Origin of the sequence: Nocardia vinacea, assembly GCF_035920345.1 — a bacterium.
GTDB classification, from domain to species: Bacteria; Actinomycetota; Actinomycetes; order Mycobacteriales; family Mycobacteriaceae; genus Nocardia; species Nocardia vinacea_A.
This window is the reverse complement of sequence record NZ_CP109149.1, coordinates 5,760,044-5,781,049: the sequence shown is the minus strand read 5'-3', so window position 1 is coordinate 5,781,049 and position 21,006 is coordinate 5,760,044. Positions and strand designations below refer to the sequence as shown.

General features: G+C 66.0%; 20 protein-coding genes. 11 read left to right on the top strand and 9 right to left on the bottom strand.

The genetic code is table 11. The annotated features are described in order from the left end of the window. Nucleotides 1-65 precede the first annotated feature (65 nt). From OIE68_RS26465 to rsmA, 3 genes are all read left to right on the top strand, one after another. Nucleotides 66-911, top strand: a complete 846-nt coding sequence (locus OIE68_RS26465) for a TatD family hydrolase (protein WP_327093789.1) — start codon at nt 66-68, stop codon at nt 909-911. 205 nt (nt 912-1,116) lie between these two features. Continuing rightward, nucleotides 1,117-2,244: a transglycosylase family protein gene (locus tag OIE68_RS26460; RefSeq protein WP_327093788.1), complete on the top strand. Its 1,128-nt coding sequence runs from the start codon at nt 1,117-1,119 to the stop codon at nt 2,242-2,244. A 31-nt stretch (nt 2,245-2,275) separates the two neighbouring features. Beyond that, entirely contained in the window at nt 2,276-3,157 is an 882-nt protein-coding gene (rsmA, locus tag OIE68_RS26455; RefSeq protein ID WP_327093787.1) for a 16S rRNA (adenine(1518)-N(6)/adenine(1519)-N(6))-dimethyltransferase RsmA, read from the top strand. 424 nt (nt 3,158-3,581) lie between these two features. Here rsmA and OIE68_RS26450 read toward each other — a convergent pair whose 3' ends face one another. The 3 genes from OIE68_RS26450 to OIE68_RS26440 form a co-directional block, all read right to left on the bottom strand. Continuing rightward, nucleotides 3,582-4,478: a hypothetical protein gene (locus OIE68_RS26450; protein WP_327093786.1), complete on the bottom strand. Its 897-nt coding sequence runs from the start codon at nt 4,476-4,478 to the stop codon at nt 3,582-3,584. After that, nucleotides 4,478-4,684 carry a copper ion binding protein gene (locus OIE68_RS26445; protein ID WP_327093785.1) on the bottom strand — a complete coding sequence of 69 codons (207 nt, stop codon included), beginning with the start codon at nt 4,682-4,684 and terminating at the stop codon, nt 4,478-4,480. The genes OIE68_RS26450 and OIE68_RS26445 overlap by 1 nt, the downstream gene beginning before the upstream one ends. A 147-nt stretch (nt 4,685-4,831) precedes the next feature. Then, a complete protein-coding gene (locus OIE68_RS26440; protein ID WP_327093784.1) occupies nt 4,832-5,437 on the bottom strand; it encodes a TetR/AcrR family transcriptional regulator in 606 nt (201 codons plus the stop codon). A gap of 76 nt (nt 5,438-5,513) precedes the next feature. On the opposite strand from OIE68_RS26440, the gene OIE68_RS26435 reads away from it, so the two are divergent. Further along, entirely contained in the window at nt 5,514-6,284 is a 771-nt protein-coding gene (locus tag OIE68_RS26435) for an SDR family oxidoreductase (RefSeq protein WP_327093783.1), read from the top strand. Nucleotides 6,285-6,360: 76 nt separating this feature from the next. Next, nucleotides 6,361-7,296, top strand: a complete 936-nt coding sequence (locus tag OIE68_RS26430; RefSeq protein WP_327093782.1) for a 4-(cytidine 5'-diphospho)-2-C-methyl-D-erythritol kinase — start codon at nt 6,361-6,363, stop codon at nt 7,294-7,296. A gap of 11 nt (nt 7,297-7,307) precedes the next feature. Here the strand turns inward: OIE68_RS26430 and OIE68_RS26425 are convergent, their stop codons facing one another. After that, nucleotides 7,308-8,156, bottom strand: coding sequence for an LLM class flavin-dependent oxidoreductase (locus OIE68_RS26425; protein ID WP_327093781.1), 849 nt, complete (start codon nt 8,154-8,156; stop codon nt 7,308-7,310). Nucleotides 8,157-8,540: 384 nt separating this feature from the next. Between OIE68_RS26425 and OIE68_RS26420 the strand changes: the two genes are divergently transcribed. Continuing rightward, nucleotides 8,541-10,388 carry an ABC-F family ATP-binding cassette domain-containing protein gene (locus tag OIE68_RS26420; protein WP_327093780.1) on the top strand — a complete coding sequence of 616 codons (1,848 nt, stop codon included), beginning with the start codon at nt 8,541-8,543 and terminating at the stop codon, nt 10,386-10,388. A gap of 134 nt (nt 10,389-10,522) precedes the next feature. Here the strand turns inward: OIE68_RS26420 and OIE68_RS26415 are convergent, their stop codons facing one another. Further along, nucleotides 10,523-11,446, bottom strand: coding sequence for an Abi-alpha family protein (locus OIE68_RS26415; protein WP_327093779.1), 924 nt, complete (start codon nt 11,444-11,446; stop codon nt 10,523-10,525). Continuing rightward, nucleotides 11,443-12,765 carry a hypothetical protein gene (locus tag OIE68_RS26410; protein ID WP_327093778.1) on the bottom strand — a complete coding sequence of 441 codons (1,323 nt, stop codon included), beginning with the start codon at nt 12,763-12,765 and terminating at the stop codon, nt 11,443-11,445. The genes OIE68_RS26415 and OIE68_RS26410 overlap by 4 nt, the downstream gene beginning before the upstream one ends. 331 nt (nt 12,766-13,096) lie before the next feature. Between OIE68_RS26410 and OIE68_RS26405 the strand changes: the two genes are divergently transcribed. Both OIE68_RS26405 and OIE68_RS26400 read left to right on the top strand, forming a co-directional pair. After that, nucleotides 13,097-13,975 (top strand): Abi-alpha family protein, encoded by an 879-nt coding sequence (locus OIE68_RS26405; protein ID WP_327093777.1) that lies wholly within the window; start codon nt 13,097-13,099, stop codon nt 13,973-13,975. A 100-nt stretch (nt 13,976-14,075) separates the two neighbouring features. Next, nucleotides 14,076-14,630 carry a nuclear transport factor 2 family protein gene (locus OIE68_RS26400; protein ID WP_327093776.1) on the top strand — a complete coding sequence of 185 codons (555 nt, stop codon included), beginning with the start codon at nt 14,076-14,078 and terminating at the stop codon, nt 14,628-14,630. 10 nt (nt 14,631-14,640) lie between these two features. Here the strand turns inward: OIE68_RS26400 and OIE68_RS26395 are convergent, their stop codons facing one another. Then, on the bottom strand, nt 14,641-16,284 hold the full coding sequence (locus OIE68_RS26395; protein WP_419150566.1) for a peptide chain release factor 3: 1,644 nt from the start codon (nt 16,282-16,284) through the stop codon (nt 14,641-14,643). Nucleotides 16,285-16,585: 301 nt separating this feature from the next. Between OIE68_RS26395 and OIE68_RS26390 the strand changes: the two genes are divergently transcribed. Then, the gene (locus tag OIE68_RS26390) at nt 16,586-17,191 is read left to right on the top strand and encodes a 50S ribosomal protein L25/general stress protein Ctc (RefSeq protein ID WP_327093775.1); all 606 of its coding nucleotides are present in this window, start codon (nt 16,586-16,588) and stop codon (nt 17,189-17,191) included. Between the two features lie 24 nt (nt 17,192-17,215). After that, complete coding sequence (pth, locus tag OIE68_RS26385; protein ID WP_327093774.1) at nt 17,216-17,797, top strand: aminoacyl-tRNA hydrolase; 582 nt, start codon at nt 17,216-17,218, stop codon at nt 17,795-17,797. A gap of 18 nt (nt 17,798-17,815) precedes the next feature. Here pth and OIE68_RS26380 read toward each other — a convergent pair whose 3' ends face one another. Beyond that, nucleotides 17,816-19,453, bottom strand: a complete 1,638-nt coding sequence (locus OIE68_RS26380) for a fatty acyl-AMP ligase (protein ID WP_327093773.1) — start codon at nt 19,451-19,453, stop codon at nt 17,816-17,818. A 123-nt stretch (nt 19,454-19,576) separates the two neighbouring features. Next, a complete protein-coding gene (locus tag OIE68_RS26375) occupies nt 19,577-20,287 on the bottom strand; it encodes a lysophospholipid acyltransferase family protein (protein ID WP_327093772.1) in 711 nt (236 codons plus the stop codon). Nucleotides 20,288-20,370: 83 nt separating this feature from the next. Between OIE68_RS26375 and OIE68_RS26370 the strand changes: the two genes are divergently transcribed. Continuing rightward, nucleotides 20,371-20,958: a TetR/AcrR family transcriptional regulator gene (locus tag OIE68_RS26370; protein WP_327093771.1), complete on the top strand. Its 588-nt coding sequence runs from the start codon at nt 20,371-20,373 to the stop codon at nt 20,956-20,958. Nucleotides 20,959-21,006 lie beyond the last annotated feature (48 nt).

Sequence of the window (21,006 nt, the reverse complement as noted above, 5' to 3'; positions counted from 1 at the left end):
GTGAATATCCCCCGAGGCAATGACCGCTGTCCCGCGCCCGCGTTCTGGTGTGCCGGAGTTTGCCGATGAGCGAGCGAACAAAAGACAGCGCCAAACGGGCCGCGCCCGAGCTGCCGGAACCGCTCGCGCCGCTGGTCGACGCGCATACGCATCTGGATGCCTGCGGGGCGACCGATGCGGAGTCGACGGCGGTGATCGTGGACCGCGCGGCCTCGGTCGGGGTCGGCCAGGTGGTCACGGTCGCCGATGATCTGGCCGCTGCGCAGTGGGCCGTAAAGGCCGCGAACTGGGATCGGAGGGTGTTCGCCGCCGTGGCGCTGCATCCGACGCGGGCGAATGCGCTGGACGATGCGACCAAGGCCGAACTGGAGCGGTTGGCCGCCGACCCGCGCGTGGTCGCGATCGGCGAAACCGGTCTGGATTACTACTGGCCGGGCAAGTTGGAGGGTTGCGCCGATATCGAGGAGCAGGTCGAGGGCTTCCGCTGGCATATCGACCTGGCCAAACGTCTGCGCAAACCGCTGATGATCCACAACCGCGAGGCAGACCACGATCTGCTGGCGGTATTGCTGGACGAGGGCGCTCCGGAAACCGTGATCTTCCATTGCTTTTCCTCGGACACCAATATGGCGATGTCGTGTGTCGCCGAGGGGTACATCCTCAGCTTCTCCGGCACGGTGAGTTTCAAGAACGCGCATGAATTGCGTGAGGCCGCCAAGGTGGTGCCCGATGACCACATCTTGGTCGAAACCGATGCGCCATATCTCACGCCGCATCCATTCCGTGGCGCACCCAACGAATCGTATTGCCTTCCCTACACCGTGCGCGCCCTAGCGGAATTGCGCGAACAGGATCCCGTGGCCCTCGCCAAAATCACCACCGCCAACGCCCGCCGTATCTACGGCATCTGAATTCGAGATCAGGTGGAATCGCGAGTGGCGCCCAATTTCACCTGATCTTGTTTCACATTCGGACGGGTAAGTGTGTCCTAGGTCACTTCGGTCGGTACGTTTTGTGATTTACCTGCGGCGTCGAGATCGGTTTGTGATATTGATACCGGCCGCTCGTAACACTACGGTTGTAGACCGCTGACCCCTTCGTTATCGTACTGTGACCATGTCTCCATTCACGAGGATCAACCAGTCCCGCTCGCCGCTGCTGTACGCGGCGGTTGCGGCGTTGCTGGTGACGCTGATCGTCGGTGCCGCGATGGCGATCGTGAACCGCAAGACGGTCACGGTCGTCGTGGACGGTCAGCAGATGACGCAGACCACCATGTCGCGAAACGTCAGCGGGGTTTTGAAGGCCGCGGGGTTCGACGTGAACGACCGCGACCTGGTCCGGCCCGCACTGGCCGCGGCGATCACCGATGGCGCGACCATCACCTACAACCGGGCGCGTGAGGTCGCGGTGTCGCTGGACGGCAAGGCCGAGAAGGTGTGGTCGACCGGTCTGACCGCGGGCGATGTGGTCGACCAACTGCACCTGCCTCGCGAGGTATTCGTTTCCCCTGCCCGCGACGAGAAGCTGCCGCTCGAGGGCGCCGCGCTGCAGATCGCCAGCCCGCGTTCGGTATCGCTGCTCGACGGCATCGGCAATCCGGTCGATGTTCGACTGGCCGCGCCGACCGTTGGTGAATTCCTCACCGCGGCGGGCATTCCGCTGATCGAGCAGGACGCCGTCGAGCCCGCGGCGACCACGCCGCTCACCGATGGGTTGCGGATCGTGGTGACCCGCCAGCGCGTCGAGAACAAGGTCGAGACGGTGCCACTGGATCCGCCGGAGAATGTGATCGAGGATCCGACCATGAATATGAGCCGGACCGTGGTGGAGAGCGCGGGTGCGCCCGGCGTGCAGGACGTGACGTTCGCGGTGACCATGGTCAATGGCCAGGAGGTCAGTCGGCGGCCGATCGCTTCCAATGTGAAGGTGACGGCTCAGCCGAAGACCGTCCGCAAGGGGGCCAAGCCCGGTACCGAGGTGCCGCCGGTGCGTGACGGTGCTATCTGGGATGCGCTGGCCCGCTGCGAGTCCACCGGTAACTGGGGCATCAATACCGGCAACGGCTACTACGGCGGCATCCAATTCGACCAGGGCACCTGGGAGCGCCAGGGCGGTCTCAAGTACGCCCCGCGCGCCGACCTGGCCACCCGCGAAGAACAGATCGCCATCGCCGAAGTCACCCGCGCCCGCCAGGGGTGGGGCGCCTGGCCCGCCTGCACCAGTCGCCTGGGTATCGGCTGAGCACAGCGGGCGGGTTGATACGTTGTCGGACGTGTCCGAACCCGATATTTCCGCCCGTGGGAGTGCTGCGCTGCTCGGGCCCGCCGAGGTGCGGGCGCTGGCCGAGCGACTCGGTGTGCGGCCGACCAAGCAGCTCGGACAGAATTTCGTGCACGACGCGAATACGGTGCGGCGGATTGTCGCGGCGGCGGGGGTCGGGCGTGGGGATACGGTGCTCGAGGTCGGGCCGGGTCTCGGCTCGCTGACATTGGCCCTGCTCGATGTGGTGGATTCGGTCATCGCCGTCGAGATCGATCCCGTACTGGCGAAACATCTTCCGGTGACCGTCGCGGATCGCGCGCCGGAACTGGCCGGGCAGTTGACCGTCGTGGAGGCCGATGCGCTGCGGGTCCGTTCGGACAAACTCCCTGCGGCACCGTCGGCGCTGGTGGCGAATCTGCCCTACAACGTCGCCGTGCCGGTGCTGCTGCACCTGCTCGCCGAATTGCCCAGCATCACAACCTCGTTGGTGATGGTGCAGGCCGAGGTCGCGGACCGTCTCGCCGCTGAGCCCGGCAGCCGCGTCTACGGCGTCCCGAGCGTCAAGGCGGGCTTCTTCGGCACTGTGCGCCGCGCGGGCGCGGTGGGCACCCAGGTGTTCTGGCCGGTGCCACGCGTCGACTCCGGCCTGGTCCGCATCGAGCGTTACGCCGAACCGCCGTGGCCGATGGACGAAGCACACCGCCGCCGCGTCTTCGAGGCAGTCGACGCCGCCTTCGCCCAGCGCCGCAAAACCCTCCGCGCCGCACTGGGCAACTGGGCCGGTTCGCCGGCCGAAGCCGAACGCCGCCTGGTCGCCGCTGGTATCAACCCGACCGCCCGCGGCGAAACCCTGGACACCGCAGCCTTCGTCCGCCTCGCCGCCCAGGCGTAACCCGCGTCGGCGGCGCCGCGTGATTTCGCCTGGTTGGTATCGGATATCGACCCGCCGCGGTGATCTCTACACCGCGGATTGCTTGCTACCCGGCGTAACTTCGTCCGGACGAGTGTCGCCTGGCTGCCATCGGATATCGGCCTGTCCCGCCGCGGTGGATGATCTGCTGTTATGCCGGACTGGTCGGTTTCTGTGACAGGTGAGGCGGACAATGCGCCGCGTTATCCACTCGGCTCGCTTGCTGGGGCATCGCCACAAGCGAAACAGATTGTGGATAACCAACTTTTGCCTTGTTGGTCGCGAAACCGGATTCATGCCCCGCGGCAATCAATTCACGCGTGTCGCCACACTCCGCGTGCCGTACGGAAAGCGCAGGTCATCGCGCTGAATGTCAGCTCGAGCACGCGGTGGTCAGCGCATGCGGTCAGGGGTGACCGCCACCCGAATGGTGTCCACCATCGGATGTGGATGGCGCTGTGGATGATTCGACGCGCGCGGTGAACTCGGCGGTATGTACGACACCGCCGTGGGAGAAGTCTAGATACAACCGAAATGCGCCCGCACTCGGGGTCTGGGCATGGAAGCCGACCTCCGGACCCGCTGGGGTGCGGCCGATTTCGCCCTGCGGATGGACGTGCAGGTAGGCAAGGTCATTGGCGCGCAGGACCACTAGATGCGCGTACGCGCCGAGATACGGCTCGAGGTCTGTCACCGGGACGCCGTCGCGGGTCACGGTGAAACGAAGTTCGCTGCCCGCGGTGCTCAGATCGCCCGCCATGCGGATCTGGTAACCGTCCACCGTTGCCGACCGGGACTCGGGTGGAAGTGGCTGGAGCTCAGCCGGTCCCGCGACCGTGACGGTGCGGCTCAGGACCAGATCGCCGGGCCCCTGCTCGGGAACGAAATCGGCGAAGACGCGATAGGTGCCGGGCGCTGTCCAATTCCAATCGATCGACCAGGTGCCCGTGTCGTCCATGGTCGGGTGCACGTGCCGATATCCGGTGGTATCCGAGCGGACCACGATCAGGTGCAGCTTCTTGTCGTGCTGGGTGGTGAATCTCGTGACCGGAACTCCGTCCGGTCCGGTGATCCGAAAACGCAGGGCCCCGGCTCGATTCGGGTCAGCGGGTGCGCTCAGGTCGGTCAGGGCGTAGCCGGATCGCGAATCCGACAGCCCGGTGTCCTGTTCGGTGTGTGCCATCGCGCCGTGGTCCGGTGTCGACCCGGTCGGATCTCCCACGAGGGCGCCGATACCGAGTGCGACACCGAACAGCGCGACGAGACCGCCGCCGACCGCGGCGAATCTCAGCCGGGCCTGCATCAGACGGCGACCTCGTATCCCGCCTCGTCAACGGCGGCGGCGATATCGGCGTCGGCGAGCGGTGCGGTGCTGTCCACCCGGACCGCACCGCTGGCGAGGTCGACGTCCACGCTGGTCACGCCATCGATCTTGCCGATCTCCGTCTTGACCGAGCTGACGCAATGTCCGCAGGTCATCCCCGTGACGGTGTAGGTGCTCGTGGCCATTTCCGACTCCTTCGCTCACATTCGATCATACGGTGCGGGGGTATCCCCGACGCAAATCAACATACCCCCGGAGGGTATTGAACGCAAGGGTGGGTTACGCCGAGGTTCCGTCGATTAGTCGCTGCAGAGGTCTGGATAGTTCCCGAATCAGCCTTGAACGGCGGAAGACCAACCGTGCATGGCCATTTCGGCGACCCGCTCCAGTTCCGCGGCGCTCGCGCCATCCCGGGCCGCCTGCGACATGCCCTGCATGACGGTGCCGACATACCGCGCGAGCGTGGCCGCATCGGCCTTCGGCGGCAATAGACCCGCATCGATATCCGTCTGGATGCGCGCGGCGAAGGCCTCCACATTTCGGTTGCGAAGCGCGCGCAGCATGTCGGCGATCTCGGTGCTGGTGGTATTGAGTCCGGCGCTGATCACCAGGCAGCCGTGCGGGCGATCGGGTCGGGTGTACTCCGTCGCCGCCTCGCGCAGGATGCGGCGCACCAACGCCTCGGCGGTCGGCTCCTCGGCGAGGGCGCGCGGGATGAAGCTGCCGTAGCGCGCGCCGAAGACCTGCACCACCTCGTTGAACAGCGTCGCCTTATCGCCGAATGCGGCGTACAGGCTCGGCGCGCCGATGCCCATCGCCGCGGTCAGATCGCCGATCGAGGTGGCCTCGTAACCGCGCGCCCAGAACAGCCGCAACGCCTTTTCCAGTGCGGCGTCCCGATCGAACGAGCGGGGGCGTCCCCTGGTCGGTGCACTCATGTCTGCATTTTATAGCGATCGCTAGAGAATGTGCTAACGTCCTTTCTGTAGTGACCGCTAGAGAAAGGAACCCGTCATGGGTGCACCGCTGCAAACCGGCCGGCTAGACGGCAAGACCGCGCTGGTCACCGGCGCGAGCCGCGGCATCGGCCGGGCCATCGCGGAGCGGCTCGGCCGGGAGGGGGCGCGGGTCGCCGTGCACTACAACGGCAATGAGCAGGCGGCGAAGGAAACCGTCGTCGCCATCGAGGCGGCGGGCGGTTCGGCCTTCGCGATCAAGGCCGAACTCGGCGTACCCGGAGATGCCGCGGCGCTGTGGTCCGCATTCGACGCACATGCCGACGGCGTGGACGTCATCGTCAACAACGCGGGCATCGATGGCATCCGCGAACCGATCGGCGCCACCGATGAGGCCGCCTTCGACCGAGTCTTCGCCGTCAATGCGAAGGCGCCGTTCTTCGTCACCAAGCTCGGGCTGAATCGGCTGCGCGACGGCGGCCGCATCGTCAACGTCTCCACCGGCCTCACGCACGGGTCGAGAATGCCGCAGCTGATCGCCTACACGATGACCAAGGGTGCGATCGATACCTTCACCCAAACGCTGGCAAAGGAACTCGGCGCCCGCGGCATCACGGTGAATGCCGTCGCGCCGGGTGTGATCGATACCGATATGAACGCGAACTGGTTGCGCAATGCCGAGACCGAGGCGTTGGTGGCCGGATGGTCGCCGTTGAATCGAGTCGGCCAGCCCGGTGATATCGCGGATATCACCGCATTCCTCGCCTCGGATGATTCGCGGTGGGTCACCGGACAGTGGATCGATGCCACCGGCGGGGCGCTGTTGTAACCGTCCGACACATGGGCGGTGAATGTCTCATCTCGAGCTGAGCACCTGTCGTACCCACGGGATAGGCTTGAGCACCGTGTTGTCAGTTGTGCCAAGTCCGGTCATCGTGCGCGCGCCGTCCAAGGTGAACCTCCACCTAGGCGTCGGTGACGTGCGCGCGGACGGCTATCACGATCTGACCACGGTGTTCCAAGCCCTCTCGCTCAGCGACGATCTGGAACTCGCACCCGCCGCCTCGCTGACCGTGCGGGTCAGCGGCGAGGGCGCCGACGATGTGCCGACCGATCGCACCAATCTGGTGTGGAAAGCCGCCGTGCGCGTCGCCCATCTGGCCGGCCGCGCACCACTGGTGGAAATCGCCATCAACAAGGGCATTCCGGTGGCGGGTGGAATGGCGGGCGGCAGCGCGGATGCGGCCGCGGCGCTGGTGGGCCTGAACGAACTTTGGGATGTCGGGCTGACTCGCGATGAATTGTTCGCGGTGGCAACCGAACTCGGCAGCGATGTGCCGTTCGCGTTGCACGGCGGAACGGCGCTCGGCACCGGTCGAGGCGAGCGGCTGCTTCCGGTGTTGTCCCGCAATACCTTTCACTGGGTGCTTGCCCTGGCCAAGGGGGGATTGTCGACACCCGCGGTCTTCACCGAACTCGACCGACTACGCGAGAACGGCACCCCGCCCCGGCTCGGCGAGCCGCAGGCGCTGATGCAGGCATTGGCCTCCGGTGACCCGAAACAGCTTGCGCCCCTGCTGGGTAACGATCTGCAGGCCGCCGCGCTGTCACTGAAGCCCGAGTTGCGACGGACGTTGCGCGCCGGCGTCGGTGCCGGGGCGCTTGCCGGGCTGGTCTCGGGCTCCGGCCCGACCTGCGCATTCCTGTGTGACAGCGAGGACAGCGCGGTGGCGGTCGCGGCCGAGCTCGCGGGGGCCGGTGTGTGCCGTAGCGTGCGCACGGCCAGCGGACCGGTGCCCGGCGCTCGCGTGATCAGCAGCGACACGCCAGGCAAGCGCTGACGTTTCGCTTGTTATGCGATGACGTCGGCGAGCCGGTCCACTTGGTCGGCGTCGCGACCGTAGCAGTAGAGCATGACCTCATCTGCGCCGAGATCCTCGAATTGGCTGATAGCCGTGCGGATCTCGTCAGGTGTGGTGAGCATTCCGGCGAGCATGAAGTCGGCGCGACCGCTGAATTCGTAGTAGGCGCCCATCGAGGTGCGGGCGTCTTCGATCAGATCGGGTGCGCCGAGCGCGACATTGACCTGGGCGACAATGCGAGGCTTGCCGTCGCGGCCGTGTTCCTTCCACGAGCGGCGGGCGGTGTCGAACAGGCCACCGGCCCACGACGGTGCGGCGGCGGCGAGAAAGCCGCCACCCCAACGGCCGACGCGATCGATAGCGGCGGGCTGGAACCCGCCGAAGAGCAGTTCGGGTCCCTCGGGACGCAGCGGCGCGGGACCGATCGGTCCGCAGTCGGTGCCGTACGGCCGGCCGGACCACAGGCGGCGCATGATCTCGAGTTGTTCGTCCAGGCGACGGCCGCGGGAGCGCAGCTCGGTGCCGGAGGCGATGTGATCGTCCTCGCGACCGCCGACGCCGAGGCCGAGCACCAGGCGGCCGCCGGACATGCGGTCGAGGGTGGCGGCCTGCTTGGCGAGCAGTGTCGGCTCGCGCAGCGGTGCGATGAGCACCTCGGTCTGTACCTTGATGCGGCTGGTGGCACCGGCGATCATGCCGAGGGCGACCAGTGGTTCGGGATTGTCATAGACGAGCCGGTCGAGCAGACCAAGCGTGGAGAACGGACCCGCATCGGCGCGGCGGGCCCAGTCGAGCAGGGCGGCGGGATCGGAAATGGGCAGCCCGAGTCCGACGTGCATGAAAACCTCCAGGGGTAGTTGAAACCGTGCCGCCCCACTCACCTCGATCTCGAGGCGGGGCTCCCATTCTGCGGCTGTGTCTCAGGAGCGCCGTAACATCGTTCGTAACGAACGCTGTTCGCTACAGCTGACTCTAAACGAACGCCGTTCGTCGCGCAAGTCTGGCGAAACCCGACAGTTACCGAGGGTGGCACCGTCGCGGACGACTGCGCTGATCAGGATCGGACGAGGCCGTCGGAGCGGAGAACCAGGCGGCGTGCAGTGGTCCCGGGCCGCGACACCAGGATGGACGCTGGGGCGGTCGGTGGGGCGGCGGGTGGTTCGGGATGCTCGGTACGCTTGCGCGGGGCGAGTACTCGCCCCGCGCATGACTCGGAAGGATCCATGTCCAACCTGATCAATCTCGAACAGGTCTCCAAGAGTTTCGGTATCAAACCGCTCCTGGACAATGTTTCACTCGGTATCCACGCGGGCGAGCGGATCGGTGTCGTCGGACTGAACGGCGGCGGCAAGACCACCCTGTTGGAGGTGCTGACCGGTCTCGAGCCGCCCGACAGCGGCCGCGTGAGCCGGGTCGGCGGGCTGCGCATGGCGGTGGTGACCCAGCGCGGTGTACTTCCCGTGGGCGCGACCGTCGGATCCGTGGTGCTGGCGGGACTGGCCGATGACGCGATGAACGGGCACGGAGGCGGCAGCTTGCGTGACCACGGAGGGCCCGAGGAGCGCCGAGATCAATACGGCATGGCCGAACACGAATGGGCCTCGAATCCGCGCATCCGTTCGGTGATGGAGGGTATCGGGATCGAGGGCCTCGGTCTGGATACTTCCGTCGACAATCTCTCCGGTGGCGAGCGCCGTCGCGTCGCACTGGCCGCCGCGCTGGTCCGCGACCTCGATCTGCTCGTCCTCGACGAGCCGACCAACCACCTCGATGTCGAGGGCGTGCAGTGGCTGGCGCAACATCTGCTGGAGCGTCGCAGCGCGCTGGTGGTCGTGACCCACGATCGCTGGTTCCTCGACACCGTCGCCACCGACACCTGGGAGGTCGTCGGCGGCAAGGTCGAAAGCTATGAAGGCGGTTACGGCGACTGGATTTTCGCGCGCGCCGAGCGGGCGCGGCAGGCCGATGCCTCCGAGGCCAGGCGCGCGAATCTGGCGCGCAAGGAGTTGGCCTGGTTGCGGCGCGGTGCGAAGGCCCGCACCTCCAAGCCACGCTATCGGGTGGAGGCGGCCGAGGTACTGATCGCCGATGTGCCGCCGCCGCGCGACAGCGTCTCGCTGGCCGCATTCGCGCGAAAGCGCCTGGGCCGCGTCGTCATCGAACTCGAGGACACCACCCTCACCACCCCGGACGGCCGCGAGTTGGTGCGCGACCTGACCTGGCGCCTGGCGCCGGGGGAGCGAGTCGGCCTGGTCGGTGTGAACGGCTCCGGCAAGACGACCCTGCTACGCACGCTGGCCGGTGCCGCCGAACCCGCCGCGGGCAAACGCATTCAGGGCCAGACGGTTCAGATCGGTTGGCTACGTCAGGAACTCGACGACCTACCGACCGATCTGCGGGTGCTGGAGGCGGTACAGCAGATCGCGCAGCGAATCATGCTGGGCGATAAGGAAATTTCCGCGGGCCAGCTGGCCGAGCGCCTGGGCTTCACCCCGGCCCGTCAGCGCACCCCGGTCGGTGACCTATCCGGTGGCGAGCGCCGCAGGCTACAACTCACCCGGATCCTGATGGCCGAACCGAATGTTCTGCTCCTCGACGAGCCGACCAACGACCTGGACATCGACACCCTGCAACAACTGGAAGACCTGCTCGACAATTGGGCGGGCACGCTGGTCGTGATCAGCCACGACCGCTATTTGATCGAGCGCATCTGCGACTCCACCTGGGCCCTGTTCGGCGATGGAAAACTCACCAATCTGCCCGGCGGCATCGACGAATACCTGAAAAAGCGCGCCGCATCGAGTTCGGCCGCAACGCGAGCCACCGACTCCAAGTCTGCTGAAGCTCCCTCCACCGACTCGGCCGCCTACCGCGCCGCCCGCAAGGAATTGGCCAAACTAGAGCGTGCCATCGACAAACTCACCGAACGCGAACAGCGCCTCCACACCGCTCTCGCCGACGCCGCCACCAACCCCGATAAACTCATCACCCTGGGCACCGAACTGAAACAGGTCCTGGCCGAAAAAGAATCCGCCGAGGAACGCTGGCTGGAACTGGCCGACACCACCTGATCCCCGCCCATCGGTGGTAGTCGAATGGTCGCTCCACGCACCACCCACAACCACCGTTCGACTACCCTCGACAACTCTCGAGAACGCAACCACAGCCAGTCGAGGTGAGTTCGACTCGCCTCGACGGCGCCGGTCTAGCTGGTGCCGGAGACGCGCCCGTCCTGGACCACGACCGGCAGGCAGGTTTGCACGAAGTCCGCGCCGAAGCCGGTGAGTGCGATGCTGCGGTAGTAGACCTTGGTACCGAAACCAGAGCGCTTCAACACTTCTCGGACCGGGGATTGGGCTTCGAGGAGTTGGTAGCGGTTCGGATTGCCCACCGGTTCCTTGACGAATTCGATCAGGCCGAGGCGGCGCAGGTTCGGCAGGTACTGCTGGATCCGGTTGGGGAAGCGCAGGCCCGCGTGCTCACCGATCAGGTTGAGTCCGGAGATGATTCGCTCGACACCGATCCCGCGCGGCCGTCCTGCGCGGATATCGATCGAGGGCTGCGGGCCGTCGAGGTGCAGGAAGCGCAGGATGCGCGCCTCATCGGGGGTCAGCTCCTCGAGCATGCGCGCGAAGGCCGGGTGGGTTTCGTGGTGTTCGCCCTGCGTGCTCGCCGACAGCCGCAGCAGCGCGGCCCCCTGCTCACGCAAAGTGGGAACGGCATCGGACGTGGGCTGTTCGGGCGTGGCGGGCAGACGCAACGCACGCCGCACCGCGTCACGAACCTCGGCCTCCGCCTCCGCGAGCACCTCACGCGGGGGAGTTCCCGCGATACTGCCGCGCACCACGGTGGCCCCGACACCGAGGGCGGTGTCGATGCCCCACGCGGTCACCTCGGCCGCCGCGCTCACCGCGACCCTGGCAACCCCGGTGGTCGCGCGAACGGTCTTCCGCACCGAGCTGACCTGCTGTTTCGGCTCGACCGCGCCAACGGGCAGGCGCGCGATCTCCGTCGATTGCCCGGAGGTCGACGACTCGGAAGTTCTTGCGGTTTCGGCCACTTCGGACTGCTCTGTTCGCTCGGAGCCCTGCCCGGTGGCCCGCAGATCGTCGCCGCCAGCTTCCGTCATAGCCATGTTGTCGCCACTCCCGTTCCGAAGATCAGGATGTGAGCGTATCCGGCGAAGAGCCCCAACACGCCGCCATGCAGAAAAAGGAGCCATTCGTCCTGTTTGATGGCCGCTCGCAGCATATCCACGAAGTCGGGGGGCGATAGCGCCGACATCTGTTTGGCGATGTAGTCGTTGATTTGTCTACCCTGCTGGATGTTGAAGTCCGGATCCGCGAAGGCGATCGGCGCGATGGTCATCGCCTCGGTGGTCAGCGTCGACTGCAGCGAGTCGTACTCCCGGCTGCCGAGCATGAACTTCACCGCCGGTCGGGCAGGTCCGAGCGCCCGGTCCGCGGCCGGGCGCAGCGTGTCCTCGAGCATCTGCATGGTCCGGTCCGAGCGCGGGCCGTTCAGCAACTCGTCACCGATGTTGGCGACGGTCATCACCTGACTGGACACCAATTCCGCGTAGCCGTCGGTGATTTCGAGCTGCCGCTTGATCAGCAGACCCTGCCGCCACGGGCACCACCACTTCGGGTACGCGGGCGCGAAGATCATATTCAGGCCGATCCAGTTGACCACCCAGCCGATGACGACACCGCCGATCGGCAGCACCACCAGCGACGACCAGCCGGTCACATGCAATACGGCGACCAGCACCACACCCATCGGCGCGCCGAAGTAGAAACCGAAGTTCTGCATGAAGCGCAGTTCCTTGGCGCCGAGCACCTGGAAAAGGGTGTTGAGCAGATGTGGACGCGCCTGGAAATAACGGATGACCATCTGCTTGACGTCCAGCAGCTGATCGATATTGGCGCCCAATTCCTCGGTCAACTCGCGCAGAATATCGGGCAGCTGCTGGCGGACCCGCGCGTGAATCATGTCGCGCACCCCGGTCGGCAGGTTGTACCAGAGTTGCGGATGTTCGCGGCGCAGGATTTCTTCGACTATGTCCTTGATCTGCGCGTCGGCGATAGTGGCGAGATGTTCGGCGAGCTTGTCCGGCTCCAGCTCGCGGTAGAAGTCGGCGACGCTACCGAGTTTCGCCAGCCCCTTGTCGACCGCGATGCTCGCCATTTTGTCCGCGCGCGAGGGCACAATGCCCTGCCAGCCGATTCGGCCGTCGTAGCTCAGCAGCGGCAGCACCTGAATTCGCTTGGGCAGGAAGGGAAACAGTGCGCGCAATCCGGGTAAACGAATACCGTGGAAGGCGACCGGCTTGAACAACATCAGGATGCCGGTCCAGTTGGTGATGTATCCGATGATGCCAGTGAAAAGGGGGATAGTCACTAACTCCAGGAGGACCGTCGGATGCACCCCGAAAACACTCTCCAACACGACACCCTCCTGCCGATATACCGGTGACCGCCGCCTCACCGGCAACCCAAACTAGCACCCAGTCGGCAGACGGACCCTACTGTGAGTTCGAGACGCCGGTCCATCGCGAGTGTCCCGGGCCACAGCAGATTGTCTGAGACATCAGTCACACTGTGTGTCCAGAATGTCGTAGTGTCAACCGGCGGCGGAGACAATGGCGACGATCACGCGTCCGACAGCAGGGGTCGGCGTGTTTGCTGGCCCACTCGGCTCGCGGTAAGGCATACCTGGAAGGCTGGCGGGCAATAATCTGTGGGCGTATTCGTTCACTTGGCAATACATCGGAGAGAACGTGACAGACGACAGGACCGGACAGGACGTAGCCCGGGCCGGTTCCCGCTCGGTGGAACGCAGCTCGGATGTCGAACAGCGGCAGATCAGCAATGAGGCGCGGCTGATTCGCGGTGTGTTCCGAGCGGCCGGGCTCGCGGCGGGCACCATGGTGCGCGGCAGCCAGTGGGCCGTCGAGACGACCTATGAGGTGACCAAGGAGATCACCCAGGCCGCGCTCGACGGTGAGTCGTCGGCGGATATCGCCGAGCGCACCGGTAATGCATTGCGCTCCATCGCGCGCAGCGCGCTCGGCGTCACCGAGGGGTCGGTGCGCGAAATCGTCAGCTACGTACCGACTTCCAACGGTGCGCCGCAGCCGGCGCCGGTCGGTATCGGCGCGCCGCTGCGCTCGGCGAGCAGCGAAGAGTTACGCCGCCGCGGCGATGCGCTGCTCGCCCGCTCGGCCGATGTCTACTTCACCGACGACGTACACCCCGCCTATGACCGGATCCTCGACGAGTTGGCTCCGGACGAGGCGCGCATTCTGCGGTTCATGGCATTGAACGGTCCGCAGCCGTCGGTCGATGTGCGCACCAACCGTCCGCTCGGCATCGGCTCGGAGTTGGTAACCGGTGATCTCACCTCGGTTCCGGAACAGGCCGGTGTCCGTTATCCGGACCGTGCCCGCACCTATCTGATCAACCTCAACCGTCTCGGCCTGACCCAGGTTTCCGATGACCCGGTGGTGCTCAGCCGGTACATGGTGCTCGAGGTGCAGCCCGTGGTCGAGGCGGCGCTGAAGAAGGCCGGACGCGCCCCCAAGATCGTGCGCAAGAGTCTGCGGCTGACCGAATTCGGCAGCGATTTCTGCAACACCTGCTTCACCATCGGGAACTGACCCGTGCGGTAGACCGCCGATTTCAGCTCGAACTGATAGCAATCTGATACAAATCTCCCAATCTCCGTAGCGCGGCGACTTCGAATGGGATTGTTGAGTTATGGACCAGGATGCTGTGTCAGCGATCAGTCGCCTGAAGTTCAGGTATCTGCGCACCCTCGACACCAAGTCGTGGGACGAATTTGCGGACACCATGATCCCGGAGGCGACCGCTACCTACAGCGAATACCTGCAGTTCGAGTCGCGGGATGCGTTCCTGGCGTTCATGCGCAACACCCTCGGTCCGCACGTCATCACCGAGCATCGATGCGACCATCCGGAGATCGATGTCGACGGCGACACCGCTACCGGCACTTGGTATCTCGCCGATACGGTGCTGATACCGGCGCACAACATGCTGTTGCGCGGCGCGGCGTTCTACACCGATCGCTACGTCCGCTGCAATGACGGTCGCTGGCGCATCGCGCATACCGGATATGAGCGCACCTATGAGGTGGTGCTCTCGCTCAGCGATCTGCCGAGCCTGCGCCTGACATCGAGTCGATGGGGGCTGATCACGCGCGAGGACGGCATCGCGTCGGTCGAGCGCGAGCCCGGCGCCACCCCGCTGCGGCGGGAGACCGCGCCGGAGGCGGCGGAGCCTGAGGCCGGGTGAACGGCAATTCCTAATCCGCCGCGGCGACCAGCGGCTCGAGCGTGAGCTTCGGATGCTCCTTCTCGATGTACTGCAACCGCCACTTATCGCTGAACAATGCCAGCAACGCCCCGTCGGAGCGGGTGAACACCTCGACCCCGCGCTGCCGATCGAGTTCGGCCATCGACTCCGCATCGGTGCGCCGGGCAAGCGTGTAGGGCAGGTGCTCCATATGCGTCTCGACATTGAACTCCGCGAGCATCCGCGCTGTGACCACTTCGAACTGCATCGGACCGACCGCCGCGAGCACGGGTGAGGCATCACCGCGCGCGTCATTGCGCAGGACCTGCACCACGCCTTCGGAATCGAGCTGGTCGATGGCTTTGCGGAACTGCTTGTACTTACCCGCGCTCTGCGCCCGCAGCACCGCGAAATGCTCCGGCGCGAAGGACGGGATCGGCGGGAACTCGACCTTCTTGTCCACGAACAGTGTGTGCCCCGGCGCCAGTGCGGTGGCATTCACGAGGCCGACCACGTCGCCCGGGTAGGCCGTGTCGACGGTCGAGCGCTCCCGCCCGAAAACGGTGAGCGCGTATTTGGTCGCGAACGGCCGACCGGTCTGCGCGTGCGTGACGACCATCCCGCGCTCGAATTCGCCGGACACGATCCGCATGAATGCGAGCCGATCCCGGTGTGCCGCATCCATTCCGGCCTGCACCTTGAATACGACCGCGCTGAACGGATCGGTGGTGTCGCGCGGCGTGCCGCCGACATCGGCGCGCGAGCCGGGCGCCGGTGCCAGCGCGACCAGGGTCTCCAACAGTTGCCGCACACCGAAATTCAGCATCGCGGAGGCGTAGATGACAGGGGAGGTCTGCCCGGCCAGGAACATTTCCTGATCGTGGTCCTGCCCGGTGGCCGAGAGCAGTTCGCTCTCCTCGGCGGCGGTCGTCCACGCCTCACCCTCGCGGGTCTCGGCCGATTTCGGATCTATCGATTCCTCCGGCGCGATGGTCGCGCCACCCGCGGTCCGAGTGAAGTGGATGTATTCGACGGCCGCGCCCTCGGGGCCGCGCCGTAGCAGACCGCGGAAGTCACCAGCGATGCCGACCGGCAGGAACAGCGGCGTCGGGGTGAGGCCGATCCGCTCGCTGATCTCGTCGAGCAGTTCCAGCGGCGCGCGGCCCGGACGGTCCCACTTGTTGATCACGGTGACGACCGGGATACCGCGATGGCGACACACCTGGAACAACTTCAGTGTCTGCGGCTCCAAACCCTTGGCGGCGTCGATGAGCATGACGGCGGCGTCGACGGCGGTGAGCACGCGGTAGGTGTCCTCGGAGAAATCCGAGTGGCCGGGGGTGTCGACCAGGTTGATGACGTTATCGATATCGGAGCCCGCGGCGCGGTAGTTGAATTGCAGCGCGGTCGAACTCACCGAGATGCCGCGCGCCTTCTCCATCTCCATCCAGTCCGACACGGTGGACTTGCGTCCGGCCTTGCCGTGGATGGCGCCCGCCTCGGAGATCATCCTGGCGTGCAACGCCAGCGCCTCGGTGAGCGTCGACTTGCCCGCGTCGGGGTGGGAGATCACCGCGAATGTGCGTCGCCGGGCGACCTCGGCGGGCAACCCACGCGGGGCGGGCGTGACGACACCCTCAGTGGAGGCGGTCAACTGCAACAACCTTTCAGACGGCCGATCGGCAACCGCTCCAGCGTACGCGACCGGGGTGACGACAATCCGGCCAGTCCGACCACCCGATTCAGCTGGACATAAACACTTGCGCTATGGTGTTCGGGTTGTCTCGGCGAGGGTGACCGCAGACGTAATGCGTTCACCGTGATCGACGCGGCTCGGCTCTCGGCCGTCCTCGTTCGGTCTTCGCCCGACGAGTAGACCAACCTTTGCCAGGGGGGATAACAGTCCCTGGCGCACTGTTGACAGCCCGGAAGAGCCGTAGGGAGTAGATCCAGTCATGTCTGACGCCAACCTTCTCGAAGCCGCCGTCCGCACGGAGTTCGGCAAGGGCGCCGCCCGCCGCACCCGTCGCGCGGGCAACGTTCCCGCCGTGCTGTACGGCCACGCCGCCGACCCGCAGCACCTCTCGCTCAACGCTCAAGCCTTCGCCGCCATCCTGCGCGAGCACGGCACCAATGCGGTGCTGAACCTCGTCATCGATGGCAAGAAGCAGCTTGCGCTGACCAAATCCGTTGTGGTGCACCCGATTCGCCGTTACATCGAGCACGCCGATCTGCTGATCGTCAAGCGCGGCGAGAAGGTCACCGCCGATGTGAACATCGCGCTGATCGGTGAGGCCGCCGCGGCCACCCTGGTCACCCAGGACGTCACCACGCTGTCCATCGAGGCCGACGCGCTGAACATTCCGGAGTCCATCGAGGTCTCGATCGAAGGCGTCGAGGCGGGCACCCAGATCACCGCGGGCGAGATCGAGCTGCCGAAGGGTGTCACCCTGGCCGGTGACCCGGAGGCCCTGATCGTCAACATCATCGCGGCCCCGGCTTCCGCGCAGGAGACCGAAGAGGCTGCCGCGGCCGCCGTGGAGTCCGAGAGCGCCGAGTAAGAACTCCCCGGGTCGGTTATCCGAATGACCGAATCCTCGACCGGGCCCGCGCTCGTGGTCGGACTTGGCAACCCAGGTTCCGAGTACGAGCGCACCCGGCACAATATCGGCTTTCTGGTCGCCGACGTGCTCGCGCAGCGCGTCGGCGGCCGTTTTGCTGTGCACAAGAAGTCCGGTGCGGATCTGTTGCAGGCCAGGCTGGACGGGCGTCAGGTATTGATCGCCAAGCCGCGCTCGTTCATGAATCTGTCCGGGCGCCCGGTCGCGGCGTTGGCGAAATTCTTCTCGGTGCCGCCGACCGAGGTGATCGTCGTGCACGACGAATTGGATCTGCCGTTCGGTCAGGTCCGGCTCAAGCGCGGCGGCGGTGAGGGCGGGCACAACGGATTGCGTTCGGTTTCCAATGCCCTGACCACCAAGGACTATCTGCGCGCCCGCATCGGCATCGGCCGCCCGCCGGGTCGCCAGGACCCGGCGGACTACGTGCTCAAACCGTTTTCGTCGATGGAGCGCAAGGAAGTGCCGGTGATCGTCGAACAGGCCGCGGACGCGGTCGAACTGCTACTGCGCGTCGGGCTCGAACCGGCCCAGAACCAACTGCACTAGGCCGAGTTCGACTGCGGCTCAGCGCAGGTGGATCGCGGTGGCGGAGCGGCGCAGTTTGCCCGAGGAGGTTTTCGGGAGGGCACCGGGGCCGAGCACGGCGACGGTGCGCGGGCGAGCGCCGACTTCGGAGAACACCGCATGCACGATTTCGCGTTCGATGCGCTTGACCTCGTCGGCGTTCTGATGGTCGTTGCTTTCCACCACAACGGCGAAGCTTTCGCGTTTCTCGCCCGCGTCCAGGCGGACCGCGACGGCATTCCCGGGACGCACCCCCGGCACGCGCATGGCGGCACGCTCGATATCGGTCGGGTAGATATTGCGACCGCCCATGATGATGACGTCCTTGATCCGGCCGCACACCACGATCAGGCCCTCATCGGTGAAGTAGCCGATATCGCCGGTATCGAGCCAGCCGTCCGCATCCTGTGCCGGGCGGAACCCGTTGACCGTGACATAGCCCGAAGTGACCGCGGGACCGCGGAGTTCGATCACGCCGACGGAACGGGTCGGCAGCGACTGGCGCTCCGCGTCGACGACCCGACCCTCGAGATTGTCGACCAGATAGCCGAGCGTGGGCATGCGGCGGACATTGCCGTGGTGATCGTGGGCCGGCACGGCCTTGCCGATCGCTTCGAGTAGATCGGCATCGATGATGTCGAGGACCTGTCCGTGTCCGGGATCCGGAACCGATACGGCCAGTGTGGTTTCGGCCATGCCGTAGACCGGGGTGAGCGCCATCGGATTGAGTCGGAAGCGTTTGCCGGCCGCGGCGAGGTTCTCCATGGTGTCTGGATCGACGGGTTCGGCGCCGTTCCACATGTATCGGACGCTGCTGAGATCGTAGGCGCCGTCCTCGGCCTGCTTGAGCCGGCGAGCCAGCAGTGAGTACGCGAAATTCGGTGCCGCCGTGACGGTGCCACGGTACTTATCGATCAGCTCGGCCCACAGCAGTGGACGCATCAGGAAGTCGATCGGCGTCACACAGACGACTTCGGCGCCGAATTGCATCGGGACGCTGAGGAATCCGACCATCCCCATATCGTGGAACAGGGGCAGCCAGCTGATCATCACATCGTCGTCGAGCTGGAACTTCACCCGGTCGAACATGGCGTAGGCGTTGGTATAGAAGTTCCCGTGCGTGATCCGCACCGCCTTCGGCGATCCGGTCGAACCGGATGTCAACTGCTGCAACGCGATATCCGTCTCGACGGTCGGCACCGGATCGGTCTCCGGGCTCTCGCGCAGCTGATCGATGCGCACCACGCTGATGCCGCGCTCGCGCAGCAGTGGTTCGGCGGCCTCGAAGGGCGCGCCGAGTACCACCGCGCGCGCCTCGATCATCGACAGCACGGTCTCGGTATCGCGGGCCCAGACCACCAGATCCGTGCGCGGCGTCGGCTGGTGCAACATGGTGATCGACGCGCCGCGCATCCAGATGCCCTGACAGGCCGGTGCGATATCGACCGGCATCCCGGCCAGCACGCCGACCGCGTCACCGTGTCTGATGCCGGCTTCGGCGAGTCCGCCCGCCATCTGTCGTGCGATTCGATGGATCTCACCCCAGGTTTGCCGAAACGGCGCGTTGGGCTCCCCGGTCACCAATCCGCGACTCGAGGTTTGTGCCGTTGCGTACATCTCGTCGGTGAACCTGCTCAAAGTCCAACTCCCTTGTCACCCCGATGCGGTGGCCGGACATGGGTGAACGGCCTGCTCCCCAACTATCCCGCCAATTCGTCCCCGCGTTAACCATTCCGAGGACATGCCCGTGTCGCGGTGGCGTTATGGGCGATTCGAGAAAGTTGCCGCGTAGCGATCGACGTAGCGCCGGCCGGATCGGGCGGCCAATTCCCGCATCAGTTCGTCGGTCGCGGCGCGGACCTGACAGGTGTCCGGTGCCGGGTGGGTCGGAGTGAGCTGTGGGTAGTAGCGCGGCGTGCCGAAGCTGATGTGCACCTTGCCGAAGCGCGGCAGCCGATGGCCGCGCGGATTCACCTTGTCGGTGCCCGCCAGCACGACCGGGATGACCGGAGCGCCGGTGGCCATGGCGACGCGCAATGCGCCGGTGCGGCCGCGATAGATGCGGCCGTCCGGGGAGCGGGTGCCCTCCGGATGGATGGCCCAGACGTCGCCGGATTCGAGGATTTTCGTTGCGGCGGTCAGTGCGTCCGCGGCGGCGGTGCCGCCGGTGCGGTTCACCGGGACCTGACCCGCGACGGTGAAGAACCAGCGTTGGAACCGGCCCTTGAATCCGGTCCCGGTGAAGTACTCCTGCTTGGCCAGGAAGGTGACCCGGCGCGGCAGGGCCAGCGCGAGATACATCGAGTCGAGCATCGCGAGATGGTTGGCCGCGATGATCACCGGTCCGGTGCGGGGTACGTGCCGCAGCCCTTCCACCTCGGGGCGGCCGAGCAGCCGCAGCAGGGGGCCGAGCAGGACGTACTTGAACAACCGGTACCACACATGAGCCTCCGAGAAAGTTGCCGTAGACAATGTCTACCAATGATCGTAGACACTGTCTACGATCATCGGTAGCGGATTTCTACTTATGTGACGAAGTCGGAGGGAGTGATTCGATGAGCGCCGTAGACAATGTCTTCATGGTCGGAAGCGAACCGTTGCGGGAACGATTGGTCGGCGCCGGGGTCGACATGCTCGAGGAGGTCGGCGCGGCCCAGTTGGGCCTGCGTGCGATTACCCGCGCGGCCGGGGTGTCCCACGGTGCGCCACGCAGGCACTTTCCGACGCACCGCGCACTCTTGGCCGCCATCGCCGCGCGCGGTTTCGCCGATCTCATCGAGCGGTTCGCGAAGGTGGAGGTAGGCGCGAGCACGCCGAGGGAACATCTGGAACGGATGGCCGCCGAGTACGTCGAATTCGCCGGCGAGCGCCCGGAGATGTTCACGCTGATGTTCCGCCACGACCTACTCGAGGGCTCCGGCGAGAATCTCCGCGGGATCACCCTGCCGCTCTTCGAGCGCTTTGCGGCGCTGGTTCGCGAAGCCGCCCCACCATCGGCCGGCCCAGAAAAGCGCGCGATCGCCCTGTGGACCAGCCTCCATGGCATCGCCGCCCTCCAGGTCAACCGCAGCCTCCGCCTGGTGGCTCCCACCGCCAACGCCCGCACCCTCGCAACCCACGCAATCGACCTACACATCGGCTGACCGAGCACGACCTCTGACTACCTCGCCGACCGAATGACCTTGTGCGAC

What these genes read in the sequence shown, in the direction of transcription:
- OIE68_RS26465 (WP_327093789.1), top strand. Translation starts at nt 66, where the DNA reads ATGAGCGAGCGAACAAAAGACAGCGCCAAACGGGCCGCGCCCGAGCTG.
- OIE68_RS26460 (WP_327093788.1), top strand. Translation starts at nt 1,117, where the DNA reads ATGTCTCCATTCACGAGGATCAACCAGTCCCGCTCGCCGCTGCTGTAC.
- OIE68_RS26450 (WP_327093786.1), bottom strand. Translation starts at nt 4,478, where the DNA reads ATGCAGGCCCGGCTGAGATTCGCCGCGGTCGGCGGCGGTCTCGTCGCG.
- OIE68_RS26445 (WP_327093785.1), bottom strand. Translation starts at nt 4,684, where the DNA reads ATGGCCACGAGCACCTACACCGTCACGGGGATGACCTGCGGACATTGC.
- OIE68_RS26440 (WP_327093784.1), bottom strand. Translation starts at nt 5,437, where the DNA reads ATGAGTGCACCGACCAGGGGACGCCCCCGCTCGTTCGATCGGGACGCC.
- OIE68_RS26435 (WP_327093783.1), top strand. Translation starts at nt 5,514, where the DNA reads ATGGGTGCACCGCTGCAAACCGGCCGGCTAGACGGCAAGACCGCGCTG.
- OIE68_RS26425 (WP_327093781.1), bottom strand. Translation starts at nt 8,156, where the DNA reads ATGCACGTCGGACTCGGGCTGCCCATTTCCGATCCCGCCGCCCTGCTC.
- OIE68_RS26420 (WP_327093780.1), top strand. Translation starts at nt 8,541, where the DNA reads ATGTCCAACCTGATCAATCTCGAACAGGTCTCCAAGAGTTTCGGTATC.
- OIE68_RS26415 (WP_327093779.1), bottom strand. Translation starts at nt 11,446, where the DNA reads ATGACGGAAGCTGGCGGCGACGATCTGCGGGCCACCGGGCAGGGCTCC.
- OIE68_RS26400 (WP_327093776.1), top strand. Translation starts at nt 14,076, where the DNA reads ATGGACCAGGATGCTGTGTCAGCGATCAGTCGCCTGAAGTTCAGGTAT.
- OIE68_RS26390 (WP_327093775.1), top strand. Translation starts at nt 16,586, where the DNA reads ATGTCTGACGCCAACCTTCTCGAAGCCGCCGTCCGCACGGAGTTCGGC.
- pth (WP_327093774.1), top strand. Translation starts at nt 17,216, where the DNA reads ATGACCGAATCCTCGACCGGGCCCGCGCTCGTGGTCGGACTTGGCAAC.
- OIE68_RS26370 (WP_327093771.1), top strand. Translation starts at nt 20,371, where the DNA reads ATGAGCGCCGTAGACAATGTCTTCATGGTCGGAAGCGAACCGTTGCGG.